Below are 16,685 nucleotides of genomic sequence, written 5' to 3'. Positions count from 1 at the left end.
CAGAATGAGCAATGATATAAATGCTGTAGAGAAAGAGGGACTGGTATATAAATCTACCGGTAGCTGGTATATTGTGCAAGACGATGAGCAGACATTCTGGAAAGCCCGTATAAAGGGAAAAATGAAGATTGATGAGAACATCTCATCGACTAACCCAATAGCAGTTGGTGACAGGGTAATATTTGACGTGGAGGATGAAGATGTAAAGACAGCCCAGATAAAACTGGTCAAAGACCGCAACAATTACATTGTCCGCGTATCGCCACATAACAAGAACCAGAAGCACATAATAGCGTCCAATCTAGACTTTGCATTGCTCGTTGTAACGATCAATGACCCACGCACGTCTACCGGCTTTATAGACCGATTTTTGATAACTGCTGAAGCCTATCATATACCTGCCATCATAGCTGTAAACAAGACCGACATACTTAAGCCAAAGCACGTAGCTATACTGGAGCAATGGAAAGAAATTTATGTGCGCGCAGGTTATGACATTTACCCTGTAATAGCTACACAACCTGAGACACTAGCCGCGCTGAAAGACAGACTAAAAGACCGGACTACCCTATTCAGCGGCCACTCTGGCGTGGGTAAGAGTACACTTATTAACCAACTTATTCCTGGCAAGTCTATTAAGACACAACAGGTATCGGGCTGGAGTGGTAAGGGGCAACATACTACTACCTTCGCAGAAATTTTTGACCTTCCGGGTGGTGGCCGTATCATTGATACGCCGGGTGTAAAAGAGTTTGGGTTGATAGACTTTGAAAAACAGGAACTATCCCATTATTTCCCCGAAATGCGCGCAAGGATCAATGACTGCAAGTTCAACAACTGCCTGCATGTGAACGAGCCGGGATGTGCTATAATAGAGGCTGTAGAGCAAGGTGAAATATCTGATGACAGATACATAAGCTATAGGGGAATATTGGATAGTATTGAGGATAAATATTAGTGAGAACTTAAAAGTAAAAACTCAAAAGAGCTCACCACATTTCTTCTTATCATAACCAAACCGGACGACTACCTTAAAAAGAGATAACAACAACAATCTTTTAATTTTTTACTTTTTAGTTTTTAATTTTTATGATAATCTATAACGTAACCATCAAAGTAGAACACGATGTAGTTGCCAATTGGGTAACCTGGATGAAAGGTATACATATACCTGAACTGCTGGCCACCGGCCTTTTTACAGATGCCAAACTGTGTCGCCTGCTGGAACAACAGGAAGAAGACGGAGCCACATTTGTTGCCCAGTATTTTTGCAACAGCATGGCCGAATACAACAAGTATATTGATGAATATGCTACTATTATGCGTGAGCGGGCCAACAAGGCTTTCGGAGGAAAATTTGTTGCTTTCCGCACTATTATGGAGGTGATCTGAAAAAAATAATCATCTACAGAAATGGCCATATAACCAACAATTAACTTATAAAATCGCGCACATTTACGACAAACACGCACAAAAACAGCCAAAAACAGCCACTGTGGCCACTTTCAGAGGAATTTGCAAAATTATCCGTTAACAAACGGGGCTGGCAAAAAGTAGTAGAAGCGGCAACAGGCAAGGGTTTAGCTAAAATTTATTTTATTAAATATTTGGTAGTGTTGGAAAGGTGAGTATTTTTGTCATAACACTCAAACAAAATCATTTTATCTCAAAAAGCAAACGTTATGAACAAAGCAGAATTAATTGACAAAATTTCGAAAGATGCTGGCGTAACTAAGACGCAGGCTAACGAATGTCTGGATTCTTTCATGAATGCAGTTGTTACTACTCTTAAGAAAGGAGATCGCGTAACATTGGTAGGCTTCGGTACATTCTCTGTATCTGAGCGCGCTGCACGTAATGGCCGCAATCCTCAGACTGGTGCTGTTATCAAGATCAAGGCACGTAAAGTTCCTAAGTTCAAAGCTGGTAAGGAGTTTTCAACTAAGATCGCTAGCAAAAAGTAATTTTGTATTATCATAGAAAAGGGGAAATCAATTATGTTGATTTCCCCTTTTCTATTTTATCAGCCTCCAATTACCAGATCAGATTTGACAACTTTTTAGAAAGTTGTCAAATCTATGAATAAGATGTTACCAGCAAAATTCCATTGGATAAATTTCCTTGAGCATAAAAAAAGGCGATTGTCATTAAATAACAATCGCCTTCCTCAACTATGATCTGTCGCCTATTATTCAGCATATAGATATGCTACCTGAGCGGCATACTTCTGCATAATTACTTTACGCTTTATCTTCAGCGACGGTGTTAGTTCGCCGGTATCAATGGTCCATTCATTCGCCAGTAGTGCGATCTTCTTCACCTGCTCGGGATGGCTGAACATAGGATTGAATTTGTCCACTTGCTTTTGCATTTGCGCCAGCACTTCTTTCATCTTAATCAGTTCTTCGTTCTTCTCGGGGATAATGATATCTGGGTTGTTATCGCGAAGGAATTTGCGCAGTTGAGCGAACGACGGAACTATAAGCGCGCTCACAAATTTCTGACCATCTCCTACTACCATCATCTGCTCAATGAATGGACTTTCCTTCATCTTATTTTCAACAACCTGTGGCGCTACATACTTACCGCCCGATGTTTTGAATATCTCCTTCTTTCTGTCAGTTATTTTAAGGAATCGGCCATCTACCCACGTACCTATATCACCGGTGTGAAACCAGCCATCACTGTCAAACGCCGCATCATGCAATTCTGGATGCTTGAAGTACCCTGATGTGACGTTGGCACCCTTAGTGAGGATCTCTCCATCTTCAGCCAATATCACTTGTACATTCTGTATAAGCGGGCCAATAGTACCAACCCTTCTATTCTCGCTTTCATACCTGTTTACAGATACCACTGGCGATGTTTCGGTAAGCCCGTATCCTTCCATGATAACGATCTTAGCTGCGGTAAATATGCGTACCAGTCGCTCCTGAGTTGCCGCACTACCCACTACTATAGCCTTTACATTACCACCTAGTGCTTCTCTCCACTTACTGAATACCAGCATATTGGCTATAGCCAGTTGCAGCTGATACCAAGGGTTACCTTTGATGTGGTTATCGTACCGTTTACCCAATCCCAACGCCCAGAAGAACATAGCCTTTTTTATGCCGGTTAACTCCATACCCGTATTCATGATACGTTCGTATACCTTCTCCAATAGTCGGGGAACGGTGGTAAATACCAGTGGCTTTACTTCTTTAAGATTTAAGCCGATCGTATCCATGCTTTCAGCATAATAGATACTCACACCCGCTTGCAGGTAGATGTAGGTAACCATGCGCTCGAAAATGTGATTCAGGGGCAAAAAGCTCAATGCCTTGCTACCATTATCTGCAAAAGTAAATGCCGGCATAGAGTCCTGCACATTGCTGGCAATATTCCTATGCGTTAGCATTACACCCTTAGGGTTACCTGTAGTACCTGAAGTATAGATAATGGTAGCAAGAGTTTCAGGCATTATGCGGCTGATGACACCTTCATCTGGCACAGCATTGGGCACAAGTAGTTCTTTCCAATTGCGCACACCGTGTATCTCATCAAATGAGAAAACATATTTAAGATTAGGTAGAGCTGCAAATGCGCTTTTAAATCGTTCGTATATATCTGCATTGGCTACAAATACTATTTTAGCCTCTGCCTCATTCAGCACATAAGTTATTTCATCGGGGCTGATGGTAGGATAGATGGGTGTTAATACCCCACCCGTAAGCTGGGCACCAATATCGGTCATAACCCATTCAGGCCTATTAGGAGAAACTATGGCTATCTTCTCCTGCTTTTCAGCAGTCAGCTCAAGATTAGCAAGACCTAGCGCCAACAGACCGGCAGATAAACTTACCGAAGTATCCCACACATCTTTGCAGCTATAAGTGCGCCACGCACCATTCTCTTTAGCCGCTAGCATTACTGCATCAGGAGCCTGCTTGCTGCGCAGTTCCACAATATCAAAAAGACGCTGAATCATTAGCTAATTTAAAAAAATTATCCCAATAGCGTACTGATTTCTAAAATGATTCTACAAATGATTTTACCGTGAACATATCGATGAGGCTGTTATTGACTCTAAGTTTTATCTGGGGCGTATTAAATTGTTGATGTTGTACAAATCTATTGTACCATTCACTCAATCTATTTGACGTTGCAGAATGATCAATTTGTCCCATTCTTCAGCTGCCCTTCCATCTTTGAAACAACAACTGTGGCAATACTATTACCTACCACATTCATAGCAGAGCGGCCCATATCTAACAATGGATCTATGCCCAGCAGCAGCGCAAGGCCAGCCTCGGGTATCTTGAACGTAGCCAGAGTACCTGCTATTACTACCAGTGATGCACGTGGAATGCCCGCTATGCCCTTACTGGTCAACATCAACACCAGCAGCATACTTATCTGCGTGCCGGTATCCAGATGTATGCCATAGGTCTGGGCGATGAATAAGGATGCAAAGGTCATGTACATCATTGACCCATCGAGATTAAAAGAGTAACCCAATGGCAATACAAAGCTCACTATCTTCTCATCACATCCGAAACGTTCCAGTTCCATCATTAGCTTAGGAAAAGCGGCCTCACTGCTACTGGTGGAAAAGGCTATAAGCGCAGGTTCTTTTATGTGCCTGAGCATTGTAAAAACACGCTGCCTGATAAACAGATAGGCTACAGACAACAATAATGCTGCCAGTATAAAAAGCCCGAGGTAAAACTCACCAATAAATTTAGAGAAGGTACCCAGTATACCTAATCCTTGCCTGGCAATAACATTGGTCATTGCGCCAAACACCGCTATAGGAGCAAGATTCATGATGTAGCCGGTCATTTTCAATATGATGTGTGCGGCAGAGTCAAGCATCTTTATAACAATATCGGCCTTCTCACCAACGCCGGCGGCGGCCACCCCAAAGAATAGAGAGAACACTACTACCTGTAGTATCTCATTTTTAGCCATCGACTCAAAAATGCTGGTCGGGAATATGTGGTACACAAAGTCTTTCAAATTGAGTGACGCATGGGCGATAGAGCCAGGTAACTCTGTAGGCATTGGCAGGTTCATACCCTCACCCGGCCTGAAAAAATTGACCAGCACCATACCTAGCACCAGGCTTAGCAATGAGCCACATACAAACCAAAGCATTGTCTTGCCCCCTATTCTGCCTACCGCGTTTATATTACCCTGCTTGGCTACACCTACTACAAGAGTGGTAAAAACAAGCGGCGATACGATCATCTTTATCAATCGCAGGAATACATCTGCCGCCAGAGCGAATGGCTCCAGCACCTTATCGGGTGCCGCAATAGCCTTGCTTTCTATATTGGTATTGAGTATAAACCCGAGAGCTATACCCAATGCCATGGCAATGATTATATATAATGTAAAGCGATTGTTTTTAGTAGTAGCTGTCATTGACCTGCAAAATAAGAATTAATGAGCCAATTCGGCAATTTGACAATTCGACAAAGCCTACTGTTTTGTGTGTGACATCAGGCAAGTTCATTCTTAAGTGTCAACAATAAAGTAATAAGCTTACCGTAATGCCATTGAGTGATTGCGCCATTAAACAATTACCTTTGCGCAAAAATTCAAGACATGACACGAGATACCGCCATATTTGACCTCATAAATGAAGAACTGCAACGCCAGCGCCACGGACTGGAATTGATAGCCTCTGAAAACTTCACCAGTCTGCAGGTAATGCAGGCGATGGGTGGTGTTATGACCAACAAATATGCTGAAGGATATCCTGGGAAACGCTATTATGGCGGTTGTGAGGTAGTAGATAAAAGTGAACAGCTGGCAATAGACAGGGTCAAGGAAATATTTGGTGCTACTTATGCCAATGTGCAGCCACATAGTGGCGCACAGGCCAATGCAGCGTTAATGCTTGCACTGTTACAACCGGGTGATACGATCCTTGGCCTTGATCTAAGCATGGGCGGGCATCTTACACATGGTTCACCGGTTAACTTCTCCGGAAAGTTGTATAAAGCAGTTCATTACGGTGTTCATAAAGAAACCGGACTTGTAGATTACGACATGATGGAAAAGCAAGCCAACGAACATAAGCCTAAGCTTATCATCTGTGGCGCATCGGCTTACAGCCGCGATTGGGATTATGCTCGTATCCGAGCTATCGCCGACAAGGTTGGCGCATTGGTAATGGCGGATATTTCTCACCCTGCAGGCCTAATTGCCAAGGGCATTCTTAACGATCCATTCGATCATTGCCATTTTGTAACAACAACTACACACAAAACTTTACGTGGCCCTCGTGGAGGTTTGATAATGATGCGTAATGATTTTGAGAACACATGGGGCGTAAAAGGCCCTAAAGGCGAAACACGTATGCTGAGCCAGATGATAGACCTGGCTGTATTCCCCGGCACACAGGGCGGTCCGCTGGAGCACGTTATTGCAGCCAAGGCAGTAGCATTTCATGAGATATTGTCTGACGGATTTACAACTTATGCAAAGCAGGTGATCAGCAATGCGCAGGCATTGGCAACAGCATTTAACAGCAAGGGATATGACATTGTATCGGGCGGCACTGACAATCACCTTCTGCTTATAGACCTCCGCAATAAGGGCATTAGCGGCAAGAAATCTGAAAATACGTTGGTAAAGGCTGATATCACCATCAATAAGAACATGGTACCGTTTGATGACAAGTCTCCATTCATTACATCGGGCATAAGAGTGGGTGTGCCTGCAGTAACTACCCGTGGCATGAAGGAAACAGACATGCCACAGATCGTAAACTGGATAGACCGCGTATTGATGGATGCCGATAACGAAACTACATTGGCAACTGTTAAGGGCGAAGTGAACGAATACATGAAAAGCTTCCCGCTTTACCCTGAACTGTAAGGAATAATAACATTATCTAAAAATAATTGGGTGTCCTGTAGAAACAGGACACCCTTCACATTTTTAACCACTCTGAATTTATAGCTCATTCACCAATTGCCTGACTGATGGTCTGTTTCTATAATCGGCATCATAGAAAACAGCCGAAATTTTCATATTCTGATCAATGATGTACGTTGCGGGAACAGGCAACATATTTTCATTATTGCCATTGGCTTTACTAAGATCAATACCATAGGCTTTGTATTGCTTTAATGTAGCATCCTCTAGAGTATAACCGGTCTTATACATTTTCAATAACCTGTTGCCTGCATCTGAGATTATCGGAAAAGACACTTTTGTCTTGGCGGCAGTTTTCTCGGCATTATCGGGCATCTCCGGCGAAATTGCTACTACTGTAGCACCCTTGCCCGCTATCAACTGCATACTATCTTGCAACGAACTGAGATATCTGTTGCAGTAAGGACACCATTGTCCGCGATAGAATACCAATATTACTTTCCCCTTTTGCGTCATTGCCTTCAGGTCTACATTTCTACCTCTATAATCTTTTGCTGTAAAGGAGGGAGCTGTGCTACCCACTTTTAGTTGCCCGGATGTCACTGTTTGAGCAAAGGACAGATTGGCAAAACCCACGGCTGCCAGACTTATAAAAAATAACGCTTTAAACTTGTTCATTTTCGTGTTGATTTGGTTGATAATTTAATTACCAATCAAAATTACCTAGGTGCCATTTCTTAGAATGTAATGTGGCCGACAATGTCTAAAAAAAGAAAGTCCCTGTTCCTTTGCAGGAACAGGGACTAGTATCTTTGCAATGTTTAGATTAGAATCCTTTAGTAGCAACGCCATCAGCTATAGCTTGCATAGCTTTAGCTTCGCTCATGATAGCAGCCATTTTGTTTCCTTTACCATCATGTCCACCAGCCATAAAACCACCCTTTGCAGTCTTTGTGATAACCGCATCTTGCATAGGTACATTCTTTTCTTTAGTCTTAAGGCAATATGCCTTGATCATTTTACTTGTGTCCATTTTGTTTGATTTTTAAAGGTTAGCTTTTCTGGTTAACGTATTTTTATACTGCAAAGTACCATTTTTTTGGTAAAACAGTATCTCCTGCATCCAGCCTTTCCAACAATGTGGATAACTCATGCATAAGTTTGTTATATATAATATTTATTTCTGTTTTAATATTTTATCTCTCAACAATAAAAATGGCTTTTCTATTGCACTGTGCAGCAGCCAACCACCAGCAATTCCAACTACGATACAAATCAAAAACATAAGATTTCCCTCGTCATCAATTTTATCACTTAATGCCCTTCTTACAATATGATTTAGCTGTTTGTGGGTGAGATAAATGCAGTAGGCCAACGTAGAAGGCAGGCCGAATAATGGGGTACGAATTCTTGACAATACACTTTCTGTGCTCACTGCGGCCAATACTATCAAACCATATGCAACAGATACCAACGGGTAACCAAACACAGCAACCTTTAGACTAACCTTATCGGCACACATGATATAGGCATACCCAAGAAGGAACAGTCCGCCTGCAAGTATAAGGTTTGCAAAACGATTCAGGCCTTTCCACAATAGCGGACGAAACTTCATGATCGCTGCAATAGTGACACCCGCCAGCAAACCGTCGAGCCTGTTGTAGGTGGGGTAATAGATGTATCGATAGTATTCAATACCTCCGTTTTGTTCGGTATTGATCGCCGGTGCCACAAAGTGCGTCCAGCTGTAATATCTCAGTACAAACCCTGATAAAAATATGCCCAACAACAGCCACGGCACCAGTTTGTTCAGCCTGAGGGTAGATACGAATAATAACAACAACGGGAGAAACAAATAGAACTGCTCTTCTATGCACAAAGACCAGGCATGGGAGAACGTGCCGTTGGTTCTCAGATCAAGGCCAAAGTTCTGCGTAAAGGTGAGGTATCGCCATAAGGGTGCAAGCCCTTCTCTTTCTCTGAACTGTGGTACAAAATAATAAATGCCCAGCACCAGAAGGAACGAGGGCAGGATACGGAATGCTCTTCGAAGGTAAAAATCTTTGAAACGGATGCCGTTTCCTTTTGCGGCTTCCTGCATCAACTGGCTACCAATTAGAAAGCCACTGAGTACAAAGAAGAGATCAACACCACTCCATCCGAACCTGCCCACAGCGGCGACCCATGAAGGGCTGCCATATTGGTGGTAATGCCAGAAAAATACTATGATTATTGCCACACATCTGAGCATATCCAGTGCGGGCAAGCGTTTTATGTTAAGATCTGATCGGGAGGCATCAGTAACTAAAGGCATTGAAAATTATTGTGTATAAATGTAACTGTTGCCACCGGCACAAAAGACATAAGGAGCAATTAAATTTCATCTCCAACTAACTTCAGTTCCACATAAAAAGTAGTGCCCTTTCCTACTGCCGATTCAAACCATATCTTCCCACCATGCGCATCTATGATCTGTTTGGAAATAGACAAGCCCAAGCCAAAGGATTCTTCCCCGGACGTTCCCGCTCTTCCACCCAATGCAAAATGCTGAAAAATTTCACCACTTAGTATTGGAGACATACCCACACCTTCATCTTTCACGCTTAACAAAGCAACATCACCCTTCTTTTGCAGCGTTACTTCTATAGACTTGCCTTCATAGCTGAACTTTATGGCATTCACGATCAGGTTGTTGATCACCCTCCATATTTTTTCACGATCGGCCATTACCGTGACAGGTACTACATGTAGTATTAAAGATTGATTCTTTTCATTGGCCCTGTATTGCATTAAGCCTACACTATAGGTAAGCAGCTCACTCAGCTCCAACCGCTCCATATCCATAGCCGGCTTGGCATGTAATATATCGCCTATCAGTTTCAGTGCATTGGTTCCTGATGTTGCCAGCATCTGGAACATTTCTTGTTGCTCTTCATCATAGTCACCATCGCGTAGCAGGTCTATAAGGCTTACCATTGCAGATACAGGGTTGTGCAGATCATGGGCTACTACCCTCATCATCCGGGTATTGTTCTGCTGACTTTGCTCCAGTGCATTCAATGTTTTCTGCATAGTTACATTGTATGTGCTTATCTGCTTGTTCAGGGTTTTCTGGCGCTCCAGATTCTGTTTAGATTGGCGATAGTTATTCCATACCAGGTATATGATAATTATGGCCATTACAGATAGTACTACAGAAACAAATAGTACTCTGTTGGCGTAGGTCTTTTCTTTTTTCAGTGAGGCTATCTCTACCGCCTGGTCCAGGTGATCAAAGGTCTTATTGAAATCGGCCCCCGGCAGCTCTTTTCTGGTAGCTTCGCCCGAATCTCTTAATGATATAAACTTTTTAAACAACGGATATGCATGTACAACATCATTTGTTGTGTCATAATAATCAGCCGCTAGTTTCAGCCAGGTAATCTCATCGGTTGTTTGTATCGTATCCATCTGGCGGCGCACATCCGTCACTATTTTGAATGCTTCGTTGAACCGTCCCTGTTTCATGTAAAGACGGGAAAGTTTCATTAATGTGAGCCTTGCGTCCTGGCTATTACTTTCGTGTCTGTCGTTCTCAGCAATATTTTCTTTTAGCAATGCTTCGGCCTCTTTGAGATTGCCGTTTTTAACATATACGCCACCAAGGTTTCCTTTTATTACGGCCCTGCAGACCCTTATATCATCTTTCTCTTTTGGAAATCTATGCTCATTACTATCAATAAATCTAAGTGCTTTGTTGTAATAGATAATAGCAGTATCATATATACCCAATATCTCGTAGCATACACCTATGTTATCCAGCTCACCTTGCCGCTCACCAAATGCCCATTTAAAATCTGTTTCCTTGCACTTCCCGGCCTGATCAAATGCTTCCTGCAGATATTTGATGGCCTCCCTTGGCTTATTCTGTATAAAAGATACAGATGCCAGGCAACTGTTGTAACGGGCGTAGGCGCAGGTATCAAGATACTGCTCTACAAACTGTTTGCCTTTATATAACTGCCTGAAAGACTTATCATATTCATTTAGGTTCAACAACAAATTACCCTTTACAAACATCGCCTCAGCATAATCATATTTATAACGTTCAGGATCGCTGTTAATAAAACCAATGGCACTATCTATATTTCGCAATGCAGCGGCATAGTTGAATAACCCGGAATATATTGATGACCGCCATTGATATTTTTTAAACATATCGTGCGGACCCCGATTGGGAAATGCATCCCACGCCGAATCAACAAATGAGCAAATCAGGTCAATATGCTTAACATCATATCTTGAATTTGCGGCATTCAGTACACTGTCGAAATAGCGGGAATTATCTGCTACTTTTTTTGAAAAATTGCAGGAGGTAAATACAACAAGCTGTATTAAAAAAAAGGCAAAAAAATAAACAGATAACCTGCGACATGGTGTGTCTCGGATCATAGAAAGTGATGTGTGTGTTTTCGAAGGCAGCGCAAAAGTACGAATTATCAAATTCAGTTATTTATATAATTAATTAAATTCTTCTTATCATTTCGCAGAATTAATATTATGAATTGATCATTTTTGCGCAAACTACCAAATGTATAAAATAAATATTTATCCACTACAGTACTCACCGACAAATATGGACCGCTTACCGACCCTTATATTTTTTTCGCCTAATTAGACTTTCGCACGGAATTTGCTGTAACTACTTTTGGGTCATAATAAAAGTATATGCGCAAACGTAATTTTAGAGATCGTGATTGGAACGACCCGCAATGGCAGGAACAAATGAAGGAACATATTGAACGCAGACAGAAAGGTAGAGCTTTCTTCGGTATAGGGGTGGCAATACTTGGGTTGCTATGGATAATGAAACTGGCATTACATATCCCGTTCGACTGGATGACGGAATGGCCATTCATAATGATCATAGTAGGTTTATTAATAGGTGTAAAGAACGGATTCCGAAATTCGGCATGGTGGATACTTTGTATCATTGGTGGCGCCAACCTCATAGATGACTATTACCCGCAGTACAACGATTATATATGGCCGGCGGCATTGATCATTGGCGGATTAGCTATAGCGTTGAGACCAAAAAGAAAAGGTTGTGCACCCAACTTCAAAGTAAATAATTCTGTAACTGCCGAAAACAACCTGAATATAGACACCACCTTTGGCGGTAGAAAGGAAATGGTTACTTCCAAAGACTTTAAAGGAGGTACCGTATCCGTAACATTCGGAGGTTGTGAACTGAACTTCATGCAGGCTGATATTGAAGGCACTGCAATATTAGATCTACGGGTGTCATTTGGTGGTGTAGAGATAATTGTACCATCTCACTGGCATATACAAAACGAGATAAGCCCGTCGTTTGGCAATGTAGAAGACGAGCGTACCATACAAACAGCGCAAAATACAGAAGTTAAGAAGACACTCATCCTTCGCGGTTCATGCTCCTTTGGCAATGTAGAGATCAAATCTTATTAAACTGAAAACACACATAACCACTCAAACACACACATATGCAATCATTTACAGCACAGATCATTTACAGAATAGAATGCGAAGGACTGCCTACAGACCAATATGAAGAACAGTGGAGGCTGGTCTATGCCGAAAGCAGAGATACTGCACTTACGGAAGCAAGAAAAGCAGGCATGGGCGAAGAAGCTACTTTTATAGACAGGCATGGCCGCACTATCTGCTGGCGTATGTTGGCTGTAAAAGACCTGCAGCCAATTGAACTTAAAAATGGTGGATTGCTCTTTTCCATGGTACACGAGCCTGAAATGGTAGCCGCTCCTCTCTGGACAGCTTAAAAAGTAAAAACTTAAAGTTAAAAAGTAAAAACCGGTTGATGAGCCTTCCAGTTTTTACTTTTTAATGTATACTTTAGTTCACCTCACAAAGCTGCGCCAGATGACCAAACATTCATTAATTTATGTTTATGTCTTGCAGCAAAGAAAATGAAGATTTTTACTTTTTAGTTTTGACTTTTAATTTTTCAATTTGCGTTTATTCACTAAATATATTCACTTTATTATACCTATCCTTGCACTCATTGGAGCGGTAAAACACGTGTTTATATTGCACGATATCTTTGGTTTCACCTGGAATATCGCCATTAATGATGCTGTATGCAATATGCTGGCCATCAGCCTTTCGGTCTGGAGCATACTGTTATTAATAAAGGCCTACCCTACTAAAGTAACCCTCTTCTCTTACGCTGTACTTATTGCCATTGCGCTGGCCATTATTTCCACCTTTGGTGAAGTTCAGTTACTTACATGGATAGTAAAGAAGGATGCCAACAGTGCACCCTATTTCACATGGTTACGCACAACACTGCCCATCAGGTTCATATTGATCCTCACATTCTATACCTGGATGTCTACCAATGCAGCGCTTCGGAAGAATATGCTGGCAATAAACAACCGGTTTCAACAACATAACGACGCCGCGGAACTGCTTAAAGAGGCGGAATTGTTCAAGCTAAGACAGCAGTTACAACCACACTTTCTGTACAACAGCCTTAATTCTATCAATGCGTTGGTGTTGATATCGCCCGATAGAGCACAGGAAATGATAGGTAAATTATCTGATTTTCTAAGAGGGTCGGTAAAACGTGAAGGAGAAGATATCATATCAGTAAATGAAGAAATTGTATACATCGAATCCTACCTGGCTATCGAATCGGTACGATTCGGAGACCGTCTGAGTATTTCTTTTGACAAAGACTTTAGCGACAAGGCTACCATACCTCCTTTCCTTTTTCAGCCAATACTGGAAAATGCCATAAAATTTGGCCTGTATGGAAAGACCGGAAAAGTACAGATCAATATCGACATCAAGGAAGACGATGCTATGCTGGTGCTAAAAGTAACCAACCCATTCGACAGTAATTTCCAGCCGCCTAAGGGAACAGGATTTGGATTGAAGGGTGTAGGGAGAAGATTATATTTGTTATATGCCCGTACCGACCTGCTGGAAACAACCAACGACGAACAAAATTTTACGACAATACTGAAAATACCACAAAGCCATGTATAAAGTAATACTTATAGACGATGAACAGCTGGCCAGGCAACTGATCCGCTCTTTATTACAACCTTATACCCAAATAGAAATAGTTGCTGAGTGCGCCGACGGGTTTGAAGGATTTAAGGCCATACAAGAGCTAAAGCCTGATCTTATATTCCTGGACATACAAATGCCCCGTGTCAATGGGTTTGAGATGCTGGAGTTATTAGACACTCCCCCATCAGTAATATTCACTACAGCATTTGATGAGTATGCGCTGAAAGCATTTGAAACACATGCCATAGACTATATTCTTAAACCTGTAACCCGCGACAGGTTTGACAAGGCTATGCAGAAATGGCTGCAGCAGGCTACCGACAAGAAGTTGCCATCTGTAGCCCCAATTATAGAAAACAATGTGAATGAAGGTTATCAGCACAGGATAGTAGTAAAGGATAATGGTTTTATCCGCATCATCCCGGCACAGGATATCTTCTATATTGAAGCCAGCGATGACTATGTGAAGATAGTTACCAAAGATGGCACCTACCTTAAAAAGAGCACGCTATCGCATATCGAACAGTCGCTCGATCCGCAGCAGTTTATAAGAGTGCACCGTTCTTACCTCATACCGGTAAGTCAGCTCTCAAGAATTGAACCTTATGAAAAGGAAAGTCATGTAGCACTGCTGCATTGCGGTGCAAAAGCACTGGTAAGTAAAAGCGGAATGGCCAAGCTAAAGACAGTTTTGGGTTGGTAAAAAGCTATGATCTGCGCAGTTTCGTGCTATTTTCTAATAGTTATAACGCCAATCACTTTTCTAATTGTAGTTTATTCCTTTATTTTGAGGCCTGATCTGTAAAAAGATCAGGCTATTTATTTTATTTAACGCGCAAAATGCGTTAAATTTGAAGTAACTCTTTTTTACACTTTTTTACCTAACCATTAGTTTATCTATATAAACGTATGAACATTTTCGTTGGAAATCTTAACCCGGAAACCACCGCAGAAGCACTCCGCATTCTATTTGCAGAGTTTGGTGAGATCATGTCTAGTAAAGTGATCTTTGATAACGCCACAGGCCTGTCCCGTGGCTTCGGATTCGTTGAAATGAGCAGCCTTGGATGCTCGCAGGATGCTATTGACAACCTGGACATGAGCTATTTTGAAGGCAACATTATTTCGGTAAAGGAAGCTAAGCAAAGCACTAACACCCGTGGATCTCAAAAGCCTGCCTATGGTACAAGCCCTGGCGGCCGTCCGTTCAAGCCAAGAATCCCTAGACCAGGTGGCAACAGTGGTGGATACAATAATGCAAATAGCGAAGGCGGCTACAAAAGCAACTTTAATAGGAATTACTAATAGTATTTAAATAGATCAAATACCACCTCCGTATTATTTTATGGAGGTGGTATTTTGTATTTATACACAACTCTTATCCGGGTAGTTCAACCGCTCACGCATGGGTGCTTTTAATTGGATCGTACTTATTGCGCAGTGTCCCAATTGCGGCAACTGCAGCACTATCAGATGCCAGACACACATTGCTTCAAGCTATGATGGACCAGGCTCAGATAGATTTCACGACCACACTTATGAGTTAGGTGACACAATGCCTTGGTTTGACAAAGACACCCCTGTTTATAACGACTGGGCACAAGGAAATGTAATTGTGTCAACCAGTGAGCCGACAGTTTCTGAGTGTTGCTACGGGAAATGCAATAGCTGCAACATTGATTGTTTTGTAGTGATCGTTTTCAACAACCGAAAAGTAGCTTACATTGAAAGTATAGGTCGGATAGAGGATTGGCCGGAGGCATATTATAAATAGCAACTGTTGCTCACCAAGCAGCACCTGTAATCACTACCTTGCGAAGAACCACTACGCACCCTCCACAGGCCTTTTATGCTTCCACCTCCTGTGCGACCATAACCATGTTTCGGGGTGGGCTATGATGTCTTTTTCAAGGCGCTTGGTATGCATTTCAGATATCTGTCCTTCTATAGTTGACCCCGGCTGATCGCAGAGTACTTCGGCATTCATTTCATAATACCCTCTCTTCACCTTGTCTATCGACATATACACCACAGTTCTGTTGAGCTTCTTGGCTATGATCTCCGTACCTCTGAACACTGGTGTGTCCTGGTGCAGGAAGGTGGTCCAGTAAGCATTCTGATTAGATGGTGTCTGGTCGGCAATGAAAGCAGTAGTATTGATCTCACTTTTGTTCGACAACATCTCCTTAAAAGTGTTCTTCATTTCAATGAGCTTCGTACCAAAACGCGACCGCATATCGTACATCAGTTGATCAAACTGCTTATTCGCCAACGGATGATAGATCACATACAATTGCTGCTTGCACAACAGGCTGAAAGTATTACCCGCCCATTCCCAGTTGCCATAGTGGCCCAATACCAGCACCACACTCTTTTGCTCATCTGCTAGTTTATTGAACAACTCCAGCGACCCCGGCCCAAAGTAGCAATGCTTCAGCATAGCCCTCTTGCTTATTGTGAGTGTCTTAAATGTTTCAATGAACATATCGCACAGGTAACGGTAAAAAGCTTTACCTATCTGTTGTATCTCAGCCTCGCTCTTATCGGGGAATGATCGGCGCAGATTACCAAACACCACTTCTTTACGGTACCCTATTATATGAAACAACAAGCCGTAAACCCCATACGATATCACATACAATACAGGAAATGGCAGTATAGATAGCAGATAAATGAACGGAAGGATGAGATAAAACAATAGTGCAGCCAAGTAATATCAGATTTTGGGCAAAATTATAAAAGAAGTTGGAACTTATATT

Annotated in this window: 17 protein-coding genes; 10 read left to right on the top strand and 7 right to left on the bottom strand. The window is 42.1% G+C overall.

Features of this window, described 5'->3' with window-relative positions; genetic code table 11:
- Positions 1–4 precede the first annotated feature (4 nt).
- The 3 genes from rsgA to CJD36_RS03000 all read left to right on the top strand — a co-directional run bounded on the left by rsgA (position 5) and on the right by CJD36_RS03000 (position 1,964).
- Positions 5–958: a ribosome small subunit-dependent GTPase A gene (rsgA, locus tag CJD36_RS03010; RefSeq protein ID WP_105037616.1), complete on the top strand. Its 954-nt coding sequence runs from the start codon at positions 5–7 to the stop codon at positions 956–958.
- A 131-nt stretch (positions 959–1,089) separates the two neighbouring features.
- Positions 1,090–1,392 (top strand): DUF4286 family protein, encoded by a 303-nt coding sequence (locus tag CJD36_RS03005; RefSeq protein WP_105037615.1) that lies wholly within the window; start codon positions 1,090–1,092, stop codon positions 1,390–1,392.
- 290 nt (positions 1,393–1,682) lie between these two features.
- Positions 1,683–1,964 carry an HU family DNA-binding protein gene (locus CJD36_RS03000; RefSeq protein WP_105037614.1) on the top strand — a complete coding sequence of 94 codons (282 nt, stop codon included), beginning with the start codon at positions 1,683–1,685 and terminating at the stop codon, positions 1,962–1,964.
- A 224-nt stretch (positions 1,965–2,188) separates the two neighbouring features.
- Here CJD36_RS03000 and CJD36_RS02995 read toward each other — a convergent pair whose 3' ends face one another.
- The gene (locus CJD36_RS02995; RefSeq protein WP_105037613.1) at positions 2,189–3,970 is read right to left on the bottom strand and encodes an AMP-dependent synthetase/ligase; all 1,782 of its coding nucleotides are present in this window, start codon (positions 3,968–3,970) and stop codon (positions 2,189–2,191) included.
- Positions 3,971–4,155: 185 nt separating this feature from the next.
- Positions 4,156–5,409, bottom strand: coding sequence for a dicarboxylate/amino acid:cation symporter (locus CJD36_RS02990; protein WP_105037612.1), 1,254 nt, complete (start codon positions 5,407–5,409; stop codon positions 4,156–4,158).
- 183 nt (positions 5,410–5,592) lie between these two features.
- Between CJD36_RS02990 and CJD36_RS02985 the strand changes: the two genes are divergently transcribed.
- Positions 5,593–6,870, top strand: coding sequence for a serine hydroxymethyltransferase (locus tag CJD36_RS02985; protein WP_105037611.1), 1,278 nt, complete (start codon positions 5,593–5,595; stop codon positions 6,868–6,870).
- 78 nt (positions 6,871–6,948) lie between these two features.
- Here the strand turns inward: CJD36_RS02985 and CJD36_RS02980 are convergent, their stop codons facing one another.
- From CJD36_RS02980 to CJD36_RS02965, 4 genes are all read right to left on the bottom strand, one after another.
- Positions 6,949–7,548 carry a peroxiredoxin-like family protein gene (locus tag CJD36_RS02980; RefSeq protein WP_105037610.1) on the bottom strand — a complete coding sequence of 200 codons (600 nt, stop codon included), beginning with the start codon at positions 7,546–7,548 and terminating at the stop codon, positions 6,949–6,951.
- Positions 7,549–7,696: 148 nt separating this feature from the next.
- Positions 7,697–7,903, bottom strand: a complete 207-nt coding sequence (locus CJD36_RS02975; protein WP_105037609.1) for a hypothetical protein — start codon at positions 7,901–7,903, stop codon at positions 7,697–7,699.
- A gap of 144 nt (positions 7,904–8,047) precedes the next feature.
- A complete protein-coding gene (locus tag CJD36_RS02970; RefSeq protein WP_105037608.1) occupies positions 8,048–9,184 on the bottom strand; it encodes an acyltransferase family protein in 1,137 nt (378 codons plus the stop codon).
- A 59-nt stretch (positions 9,185–9,243) separates the two neighbouring features.
- Positions 9,244–11,301 carry a tetratricopeptide repeat-containing sensor histidine kinase gene (locus CJD36_RS02965; protein WP_105037607.1) on the bottom strand — a complete coding sequence of 686 codons (2,058 nt, stop codon included), beginning with the start codon at positions 11,299–11,301 and terminating at the stop codon, positions 9,244–9,246.
- Between the two features lie 276 nt (positions 11,302–11,577).
- Between CJD36_RS02965 and CJD36_RS02960 the strand changes: the two genes are divergently transcribed.
- From CJD36_RS02960 to CJD36_RS02935, 6 genes are all read left to right on the top strand, one after another.
- Positions 11,578–12,336, top strand: a complete 759-nt coding sequence (locus tag CJD36_RS02960; RefSeq protein WP_105037606.1) for a LiaF transmembrane domain-containing protein — start codon at positions 11,578–11,580, stop codon at positions 12,334–12,336.
- 35 nt (positions 12,337–12,371) lie between these two features.
- Positions 12,372–12,668, top strand: a complete 297-nt coding sequence (locus CJD36_RS02955; protein WP_105037605.1) for a DUF4288 domain-containing protein — start codon at positions 12,372–12,374, stop codon at positions 12,666–12,668.
- A 190-nt stretch (positions 12,669–12,858) separates the two neighbouring features.
- Positions 12,859–13,899, top strand: a complete 1,041-nt coding sequence (locus CJD36_RS02950) for a sensor histidine kinase (protein WP_105037604.1) — start codon at positions 12,859–12,861, stop codon at positions 13,897–13,899.
- On the top strand, positions 13,892–14,629 hold the full coding sequence (locus CJD36_RS02945) for a LytR/AlgR family response regulator transcription factor (RefSeq protein WP_105037603.1): 738 nt from the start codon (positions 13,892–13,894) through the stop codon (positions 14,627–14,629). Before CJD36_RS02950 ends, CJD36_RS02945 begins: the two co-directional genes overlap by 8 nt.
- Before the next feature lie 206 nt (positions 14,630–14,835).
- A complete protein-coding gene (locus CJD36_RS02940) occupies positions 14,836–15,231 on the top strand; it encodes an RNA recognition motif domain-containing protein (protein ID WP_105037602.1) in 396 nt (131 codons plus the stop codon).
- Positions 15,232–15,331: 100 nt separating this feature from the next.
- Positions 15,332–15,700: a hypothetical protein gene (locus CJD36_RS02935; protein WP_105037601.1), complete on the top strand. Its 369-nt coding sequence runs from the start codon at positions 15,332–15,334 to the stop codon at positions 15,698–15,700.
- A 51-nt stretch (positions 15,701–15,751) separates the two neighbouring features.
- Here CJD36_RS02935 and CJD36_RS02930 read toward each other — a convergent pair whose 3' ends face one another.
- A complete protein-coding gene (locus CJD36_RS02930; RefSeq protein WP_105037600.1) occupies positions 15,752–16,636 on the bottom strand; it encodes a lysophospholipid acyltransferase family protein in 885 nt (294 codons plus the stop codon).
- Between the last annotated feature and the right edge of the window lie 49 nt (positions 16,637–16,685).

Source organism: Flavipsychrobacter stenotrophus, assembly GCF_002954265.1.
Taxonomy (GTDB): domain Bacteria; phylum Bacteroidota; class Bacteroidia; order Chitinophagales; family Chitinophagaceae; genus Flavipsychrobacter; species Flavipsychrobacter stenotrophus.
This window is presented reverse-complemented; position numbering and strand designations above follow the sequence as displayed.

Coding starts and splice junctions, on each gene's coding strand:
- rsgA (WP_105037616.1), top strand. CDS start 5: ATGAGCAATGATATAAATGCTGTAGAGAAAGAGGGACTGGTATATAAA.
- CJD36_RS03005 (WP_105037615.1), top strand. CDS start 1,090: ATGATAATCTATAACGTAACCATCAAAGTAGAACACGATGTAGTTGCC.
- CJD36_RS03000 (WP_105037614.1), top strand. CDS start 1,683: ATGAACAAAGCAGAATTAATTGACAAAATTTCGAAAGATGCTGGCGTA.
- CJD36_RS02995 (WP_105037613.1), bottom strand. CDS start 3,970: ATGATTCAGCGTCTTTTTGATATTGTGGAACTGCGCAGCAAGCAGGCT.
- CJD36_RS02990 (WP_105037612.1), bottom strand. CDS start 5,409: ATGACAGCTACTACTAAAAACAATCGCTTTACATTATATATAATCATT.
- CJD36_RS02985 (WP_105037611.1), top strand. CDS start 5,593: ATGACACGAGATACCGCCATATTTGACCTCATAAATGAAGAACTGCAA.
- CJD36_RS02980 (WP_105037610.1), bottom strand. CDS start 7,548: ATGAACAAGTTTAAAGCGTTATTTTTTATAAGTCTGGCAGCCGTGGGT.
- CJD36_RS02975 (WP_105037609.1), bottom strand. CDS start 7,903: ATGGACACAAGTAAAATGATCAAGGCATATTGCCTTAAGACTAAAGAA.
- CJD36_RS02970 (WP_105037608.1), bottom strand. CDS start 9,184: ATGCCTTTAGTTACTGATGCCTCCCGATCAGATCTTAACATAAAACGC.
- CJD36_RS02965 (WP_105037607.1), bottom strand. CDS start 11,301: ATGATCCGAGACACACCATGTCGCAGGTTATCTGTTTATTTTTTTGCC.
- CJD36_RS02960 (WP_105037606.1), top strand. CDS start 11,578: ATGCGCAAACGTAATTTTAGAGATCGTGATTGGAACGACCCGCAATGG.
- CJD36_RS02955 (WP_105037605.1), top strand. CDS start 12,372: ATGCAATCATTTACAGCACAGATCATTTACAGAATAGAATGCGAAGGA.
- CJD36_RS02945 (WP_105037603.1), top strand. CDS start 13,892: ATGTATAAAGTAATACTTATAGACGATGAACAGCTGGCCAGGCAACTG.
- CJD36_RS02940 (WP_105037602.1), top strand. CDS start 14,836: ATGAACATTTTCGTTGGAAATCTTAACCCGGAAACCACCGCAGAAGCA.
- CJD36_RS02935 (WP_105037601.1), top strand. CDS start 15,332: ATGGGTGCTTTTAATTGGATCGTACTTATTGCGCAGTGTCCCAATTGC.